This window comes from Gordonibacter sp. (assembly GCF_036667095.1).
Classification (GTDB): domain Bacteria; phylum Actinomycetota; class Coriobacteriia; order Coriobacteriales; family Eggerthellaceae; genus Gordonibacter.
This window is the reverse complement of sequence record NZ_JAVWUP010000024.1, coordinates 19709-27851: the sequence shown is the minus strand read 5'-3', so window position 1 is coordinate 27851 and position 8143 is coordinate 19709. Positions and strand designations below refer to the sequence as shown.

At 61.1% G+C, this 8143-nt stretch carries 5 protein-coding genes and 1 tRNA gene; all 6 read right to left on the bottom strand.

Annotated features, from left to right (window positions below):
- Positions 1–12: 12 nt before the first annotated feature.
- Positions 13–89 (bottom strand) — tRNA-Pro (locus RR842_RS04345).
- 98 nt (positions 90–187) lie between these two features.
- Entirely contained in the window at positions 188–595 is a 408-nt protein-coding gene (locus RR842_RS04340) for a PaaI family thioesterase (RefSeq protein ID WP_332518107.1), read from the bottom strand.
- A 128-nt stretch (positions 596–723) separates the two neighbouring features.
- Positions 724–3828: an EAL domain-containing protein gene (locus RR842_RS04335; RefSeq protein WP_332729083.1), complete on the bottom strand. Its 3105-nt coding sequence runs from the start codon at positions 3826–3828 to the stop codon at positions 724–726.
- A 30-nt stretch (positions 3829–3858) separates the two neighbouring features.
- Positions 3859–5340, bottom strand: a complete 1482-nt coding sequence (locus tag RR842_RS04330) for an extracellular solute-binding protein (protein ID WP_332729082.1) — start codon at positions 5338–5340, stop codon at positions 3859–3861.
- Between the two features lie 168 nt (positions 5341–5508).
- The gene (locus RR842_RS04325) at positions 5509–6789 is read right to left on the bottom strand and encodes a lysylphosphatidylglycerol synthase transmembrane domain-containing protein (protein WP_332518101.1); all 1281 of its coding nucleotides are present in this window, start codon (positions 6787–6789) and stop codon (positions 5509–5511) included.
- A 51-nt stretch (positions 6790–6840) separates the two neighbouring features.
- A complete protein-coding gene (locus tag RR842_RS04320) occupies positions 6841–7992 on the bottom strand; it encodes an ATP-grasp domain-containing protein (protein ID WP_332514216.1) in 1152 nt (383 codons plus the stop codon).
- Positions 7993–8143: the final 151 nt, after the last annotated feature.

Sequence of the window (8143 nt, the reverse complement as noted above, 5' to 3'; positions counted from 1 at the left end):
CCTGCACTTTTCTGGTCGGGTTGACAGGATTTGAACCTGCGGCCTCTGCGTCCCGAACGCAGCGCTCTACCAAGCTGAGCCACAACCCGAAAACTGCTTTTCAGCAGCGACGGATATGATAACACAACCACGGCCCTTACAACAGGAAATGTGCATAAGTTTTCCCCAGACACTAACGCGGGGCGTCTTACACCGCTTCGCGCTCGCGCTCTTTCTGGGCAAGCCTTTCCAGCGACACGATCTTGGTGACGACGATGCCCTCGGATACCACATCTCCCTCGTCGTCAGTAGCAACGACGTTCCAGAACTGCTTGGTACCCTCGACGCGGTCGAGGTCGGCCGTGCCGCGCAGCACGCCCGCCTTGCCGCTTTTGCGGTGCCTTACGTGCACCTCGATGCCGAAAGGGCGCTCGCGATCGAAGTCCGTGCGCTTTTCGGCCCCCACGCTTGCCACCGACTCGAGCAGCGCGATAGTAGCTCCCCCGTGCAAGAAGCCGAAGGGCTGGTACAAATCGGGGGTAATGGGCATCGTCGCCTCGACATGTTCTTTGCTTGCCGACACCATCTCTATGCCCAGCAGGTCAACCAAGGCCATAAGATCCTCCTTGTTCAGGGTACTCGCCGAGCCCACGGCATCGGCTGCTTCTCGTCAAGTATACGCGCAGCCTCCGAAGAGGGCGACGGACAGACGAAGCGACCCGTCCGCTCACGCGGGCCCTCGTCCTAAAGCTCTTCTGCCAAAGAGCGGATAAGCCGCTTCGCTTCGTCGGATGCCGGCAACGGCCGCGCAGCGGGCCTGCCCACCAGGTACCCCTGAATATAGTCCACCTCCAGGCGTACCAGCGCCCGCAGCTCGTCCTCCGTCTCCACGCCTTCGGCCACCACGCGAATGCCGCGGTCGTGCGAGAAGCTTATGAGGTTGCGCGCGATATCCTGATGGTCTTTCACCCGGTCGATAGCACGGACAATGCCCATATCCAGCTTCACGAAGTCCGCCCGATAGTCCAAAAGCGACGTCTCGCCATTGTATCCGCTGCCGAAATCGTCGATAGCCAAACGTGCACCCCATCGCCGAACAACACGCTCCTTGTACAGCGACATCTCGCGGCTGTAATCGTTTTCGGTGATCTCCACCACCATCCGCCTCAGCAGCGGCCCGAAACGGCGCTCGAGCTCTTCCTCGTCATCGGAGGAAAGCCGCTGCGTGGCAATGCTGTTCACGAACAGGGCTGCGTTGTCAGTGCTGGCGAAAGGCGCGAACGCCTCGAGCGCACCGAAGAACGTCATATGCTCAACCTGGTAGAGCTTCGACTGAGAGCGCGCCAGTAGCAGCACGCGATCGGGAGTGGAGATGGATGCCAGCCGCGGACGCATAAGCGCCTCGTAAGCTATCGTCTCGCCACCGCGCGCATCCACGATGGGCTGGAAGTGGTAGTCAACCAATCCCTCGTCCAGCAGGCGATTCAAGTCCTCCTTGTTGCTCAGGATAAAGGCACCTCGCTCGTGGCTCTCACGGTCGAAGCGCATGAGTGCGCCTTTGCGGCTGTTCTTGGCCTCGTACATGGCGAAGTCCGCGTATTCCCGCAAATGGACGAAATCGGTGGCGTCTTCGGGATAGAAGGCTATGCCGGCCGATGCACGCACCTTGAGCACGGTGCCGTCGGGAGCCTCAAGAGCGCTGGTATCAAGCGCATGCATGAATCTATCGAACAGACGCTGGGCATCGCTTTCCTTTTCACAGCAATCGGCGAACACGAGGAATTCGTCGCCCGAGATGCGCGCATACACGGCCTCGCCTCTAAATGAGGCGTTGATGACACCAGCGGCAGCCTTGATGTAGTAGTCGCCCCAGTCATGCCCATAGGTATCGTTGATGTACTTGAGATTGTCCAGATCGAGCATGAGCATGGCTCCGAACGCGGGCGGTCGAACAGACAGGCGCTCGCTCACGGACTGTTCGAAGGCGCGCCGATTCAAGAGGCCTGTCAGGACGTCGTGGTCGCGCTCATGCTCGATGCGGCGACGCGTGGCTATCTCGTCGGTCACATCCTCGATAAGGCCGAAGGTACGGCGAAGCTCGCCAGCCCTGACCGAGACCAGGCGCACCCAACGGCGACCCTCGCCATCAGACACGATCCATCGCCCCTCGGCTTCTTCTTCGAAACGGTGCTCTAAGGACCTGAAGAGGCGTTTGAATGCCGCCAGGGGCATGGAGCCGCCGCCTTCCACCCCATCCGGCGACCCAACCTCCCCTTCTTCCATCACGGCGAACCGGCAGACAACACCCAACGTGTCGAAAAAGCCGTCAGTATACGAGGCCACGCCCGTCTCCTCGTTGCATTCGAAGGCCGCAATAGAGCGATCCGAGAGCTTGAGTATCTGAGACAGGCGCGAGGCCGCCGACGCAACCTCGGAGCCCAGCGACTCGATAGACTCCGACAACTCGTCGATCTCCACAATATTGGTAGGCGTGAACGAGATGGGCTGCTCGGGCCGAGCGGCGCGCACCTCCCTCATAAGATTGCGCAAACGAGACGAGGATATCCATGAGGTGAACAGGGCGATCACCACACCGATGACAATGGAGAGGATGAGCACCTTCCACAAATTGCTCGAAAGGGCATAGGAGGCGGAGAACAGCTCGCTCTCCCGCTCTAAACCGACCAATGCCCAATGCTCGGAGGCGAAGGGCGACGTGCCGTCGTAAAGCTTAAGCTCCTTGGCTCCGGCAACTGCCTGCGTGTCGAGCGCGGAGCCCGCAGGGGCATCGGCCATCATGCGTCCTTTATTATCGAGCGTGGCCTCCAGCGAGCCGTTTTCGACATAGAGGCTCTGAGAGGCGCCCGTCGTCGCCAGCACCTCGTAGGCACGTCGTTGGCCTGTAAAGGGGGAAACTCCCCCGTCGCGGGCGTACCCGCCGTCTTCACCGGTAACCGCCAGCAGGTAGGAGCCGTTGCCGCTTTCGTTGAGATCGCTGTAAGGTAGGTAGGTGGCAATGCGATCGAGACGTATTTCCACGCCCAGCACGCCCACGACATTGCCCGCCGCATCCCGCAGAGGCTTGCTATAGGTGATGGATTGCGTTCCAGCCCATCCCAAATCGGTCGGCTTGCCCCAGTACCCCAAGTCGGAAATTTTCGCCCGAGGATACTCTTGGGCAGCTCTGAGGGGTTGGTAGTAGAAATCGCTTTGGGCCTCACCCTCGGCCTCGAGGGGAAACGCTGCCGACCATTGGCTGTCAAGCGCTATGCCCAGATCCTTGCCCACGCTGATAGGGCAGGCCGCCAACTGCAGGTCGGAGCCGTTCTCTACGTCTGCCTTGGGGTTGGAGTCGCGCACGTAAAGAGCCGTATGAACCGTCTCCCCACCGTCCTGCGGGCCATCCGACCCGTTGGCAAGCACGAGGAAAACGCCATCTACCTCGGCGCGCCGCACGAAGGCAAGCAGATCGTCCGCCGACTCATCCACGATAGACACGGCCACAGGCGACCCCGACTCGATATCGGCCGCAGTAGCGCCCTTTGCCGACAGCGCCTCATTGACATGCCCGCCCACCCCTTGGATCAGCGCATCGATATCCGACCAACGGGAAATCATGTCGTTTTCGAGGTAAACGGCCCGGTTCGAGACACGTGCCGAGAACAGGTCGTAGGCATCGGCTTCCATCTGGCCGAACGTCCCGCTACGGGTGAGCGCAACGACGCACAGCGCAACTTGCAGGACGAGCGCGATGCAAAAGGGCACGAAGATAAGGAGCTTGAAAGTCAGCCCTTTCTTCGCACTGCGTTTCTTGATTTCTTCCGAGCTCACTCCGTCGTCATCCCGCATCCTCTGCTTGTTTTGCCCCGGGAAGCTGCGCTAGGCAGCTGCCGTCTTGAGCTCGGCGGCCAGATCGGAAAGCCAAACATCGAACACCGCTTCTTCCAGATACGGGGCAACGGCATCAGCGGGAGTCGCCCCGGCTTCAATCGCCGCCACGACGGCAGCGCGGTCGGCCACCGCCTTGTCGGACAGAGAGCGCCCCAGCACAGAGCGCACCTGGACGCCGCCCTCAAACGGCGGGGTCGCATACACGCCGTTCTCGATGGTTTCCAGCGTAGCGGGCAGGTTCACCAAATAGTTCTCCGATGCACCCTCCATGGAGTGGACGGCGCCTTCCAAGTTTTCCAACGTAAGCGCCTCTTTCGTCACCGGAACGTATCCGGCACTGATAGAGAAGGAGGTGCTCTGCTCCTTGTCGGTGAACCACTTCAGGAACTCGACGCAGGCAGCCTCTTTCTTCTCGTTGGACTTTGTCACCACGAACCCGGCTCCTTGCTGCGGAGCACACGGCACGCCGCCCTCGAACGTCGGAGAGGCCAGCGCCGCAAGCTCGATAGGATAGCTGGTCTGGTCATCGATGGTGACGGTCTTCGGGAAGTACACCACCGACGAAGACGATCCGAGATAGCAGATAAGATCCCCCGTTTTCACGGCATCGGAACGGAACTTGCCCTCGGCAGAGAACCATCCTTGCACCATGGGCACATAGTAATTATCCCAAAGCGCCTTCATGGTGGTGCGATCCAAATCGAAGGTGCAGGCTCCCTCTTTGATAACCAGCAGCTCATGGCCGAGCTGCTTCGACCCCGTGATCAGATAATTCGCCATGGCGTCACGACCAAAGAACGGCCGACCATCGCCGGGAACGTCAGGCGTCTGCGCGTCGGTCCATTCGTAGTAGCGCTGAGCGGTAGCCGTGATGCCCTCGATGGTGGCAAGATCGTCGAGCTTCGAGCCTGTCTTGTCGGCAAATTTCTGCCAATCGGTCAGGTTCGCCTGCAACGTCTCGGTCGACTTACCTACCGGAAACACTTTCAGGCCGCCGTTGCCGTTGATATCCCCTTCAGCAAGAAAGCTCTCGACGTACTTGCCTTTCTCATCGTCGGTCAGATACCCGGAAAGATCGGCAACACGGCCAAAGCCGTCGATGACCGAGGCAGTGTCCGAATAGGCCAGGAAGGCATCGGGCATGGGGGCGGAGCCGACGAGTTCCTGAGCGGCCTCGGTGACGGCAGAGGCCAGGTCGTTTACGCCGCCTTGGCTTGCGCTGGTAACGACGACACCGACATCCTTGCCGCGCCCGGCATTGAACTTTTTGACGAGATCTTCAAAAGCCTGTTGCTGGGTGCCGTTGTAATAGGTCCACAACTCGACCTGCACAGGATCGGACGGATCGAGCACCGACTTCGCCTCAGTGGCAGGCGACTTCTGGTCGCCTGCTGTCGTGCATCCTACACAGGCAAAAACCGCGGTCAATGCAAACAAGACGCACGTGCCAATAATTCTGCCAGCCCTCATGAGCTCCCCTATCCTTACGGCGAGGATCCGCCCGTCGACGCTTCATCATCAGGCTATTTTATAGCTAAAGGTGCGCAAGCTAGAGCGGAATCCGCCGATTGATATAGTTTTTAAGGCGAGCACCATGAGCAGCCGCCCGAATACACCTTGTATGCGAGAGGATTGCCCCTACCTATCGCGTCGCTCGTGGGGCGCATGAGGAGGGCGGGAAGGGCGGTCTTGTGCGGCGCGTGCCGAAGGGCGGGCCGGGTGAACGGAACGCTCGGTACCTTGCTGCCTTGCGGATTCCCCCTCCGACGACGCAAGAGCCTCGTCGTCGAACGGCGCTGCGGATGACGCCTCGTCCGCGGGCGAGTCGGCTGTCCGCGAACCGTCGAGGCGCTGGGCCTGCGCCTGCGCACCGCGGAGGCGATCGCGCTTGCCGGCAGCGCGTGACGTGCGCTTCGCGTTGCCACGGAACGTCTTGGTAGTCTGGATGAGGATGGCACCGATAAGAAACGGCATCCAGAACACGATGCCGCGGTACACCAGCGCAATGGACAGGCCGGCCGCGCTCGATGCCCCGAACGACGTGAATGCCACCACGACAGCCGCTTCGACGACGCCGACGCCCTGCGGCGTAATGGAAATCATGGCGAATATCGTAGCCACCACATAGCCGCAGATCAGCGATTCGGGCACGGTCACGCCGAAAGCCACGCCTACCAGCGAGAAGCACCCCAGCTCGCAAAGCGAAGCGCAAACCGAGCAGCCGAACGACTTGAGCGTGGACTTGGGGTTGCTGACGATAAGCCCGGCAGCATCGGAGAACGAGGCCATGGCCCGTTCGACCCATGGATTCAGCGGAGGCTTCTTGAAGCGTGCGCGAACGCGATTGACCAGACGCTCGACGGGACGCAGGATCTTGAGCAGAACAGCGGGACGCTTGCGGCCCAGCACCAGTACGCTCACCAGCACGCCGACCAGGACGATGACCAGCAGGCCCACCAAAAACCACAACGGCGAGAGCCCCACCGTGAGCTCGAGGATCAAAAATCCTATCAGCATGATGATGGCGAAGCCCGAGTCGATGGTGATCTGCATGAGAAGCGCAGCGCTCGTGGCCTTTCCTGGAGAAATGCCGCGGCGACGCGCGTCGTCCACCACCAACGTCGTGCCTGCCAGGTTGAACGAGGGTGCAATCGTGTTCATGAAGAACGTGCCGAACACCAGCGGCAGCGTGGAGCGTGCCGTCATGCGCTCGCCTACGGCCTCGAACGCGAACGAGTAGGCGAAGCTTTGGGCGAAATACTTACCCAGCTGGGTAAGCAGTGCCGCAATAAGCGGAAGCAGGGCGCCCTGCTTCATAGTTTCCACCAACTCGACCAACTGGTCGCCGCGCAGCAGCACGACCACCAGCACAATGATGATGACCAGCCCTATGAGCAGGTTTCGCACATTGAGCTTCATCGGCCCGCTCCCCAACGCTTCATCCCCGGCACCCGGCGTGCTCCCCCGCGGCTAGCGGAGGAACTCTTTCAGGTCGGTGTTTTGCAGGTAGTGCAGCTCGTCGGCCGAATCGGCATCGGTCTCCAAGAACAAGAAGCCGTAAGTGCCCGTGCGTCGCACCTCGAAGGGGCGCAGCTCGAGCACCTTGGTGAAGCGGGCGCGCAGGGCATCGTAGTCGAAGCGCTCGTCGCCGGTTGCATCAGCCGGAGCGTTCAGTAGCGACATAGTGTACACTTTGCCATCCTTGCCCGCGAACGCCGCATCGAAGTCTGGCTGCTGGTCGGTCAGGAACGCCTCATACGTGCGATAGCCATACCCGTAGTAGCTCACGTCGGTGCCGCCGAGACCCGCGAAGCGCAGCGGATTGAACTCGATGGGGCGCACGCGGCCATCCTGCACGCGCACTTCCACATGCACCGGGAAGTTGCGGGCGCCCACCAGCGCGTTCACCCGGTCGAGCCACGCGGTGAGGGCCGGGGTGTTCTCGCGCACAATCGCGGCGCTGGTCACGTACATGCGGTCGCTCGTATCTTCGGGCGAGGAGAAGTCGTGACGCAGCACGTTGAGGATATGGGCCTGTCCTTGTTCGTCGAAGTAAGCGTCCAAAGCGTACTCGGTACCGTCCAGATAACCCTCCAAGATGAACGATCCCGCGCCGATGACGCTCTCGGGATACCGGTCATGCCAGCTCGAGGCGTTGCTCCGGATGTCGGCCAAGGCGCGTTCCCAGTCTTCGCGGTCCCGGACGGCATACACGCCCACGCTGCAGAATCCCACCGAGGGCTTCAGCACAAACGGCGTTTCAAGGCGGGAGAAGTCCAATTTGAACAGCTCGTCGATCGAGCAGGTCTTAAAGAAGAGGTCGGGATCGAGAGCCGCAAGCGCTCGGCGCATAGCAGCCTTGTCCTTGAACAGGGCGATGGCATGGGTCAGGCTCGGATTCGCCGTATTCTCGACGATCCACGCCAGCGCGTTCTCCGAGTTCGTGTACACGCGCTCGCCCGCATTGATACGTTCGGCAGCCTGGGCCGCATCCACCAGGTCAAGCGCATGACCCTGTCCCACGATACGCTGCGCCATGGCGTTGTCCAGCACCGCATGCTGCGACTCCACCAACCACGCTATCAGGGGTTCGGAAACGTACGGCTCGTCGAGCACTATCATGCAGACCGCCCTTTCGCCTTATCTGCCGGGGTCAGTCGCTCAGTATACCACGACCGCAAGGCGCATCGCGGCACCGGAATCGACCCGTCCGGGCATCGGTACGCTCCCGTTGCGCGACGGCCTCTCAGCAGGGACAGGCCGCGATCGCACA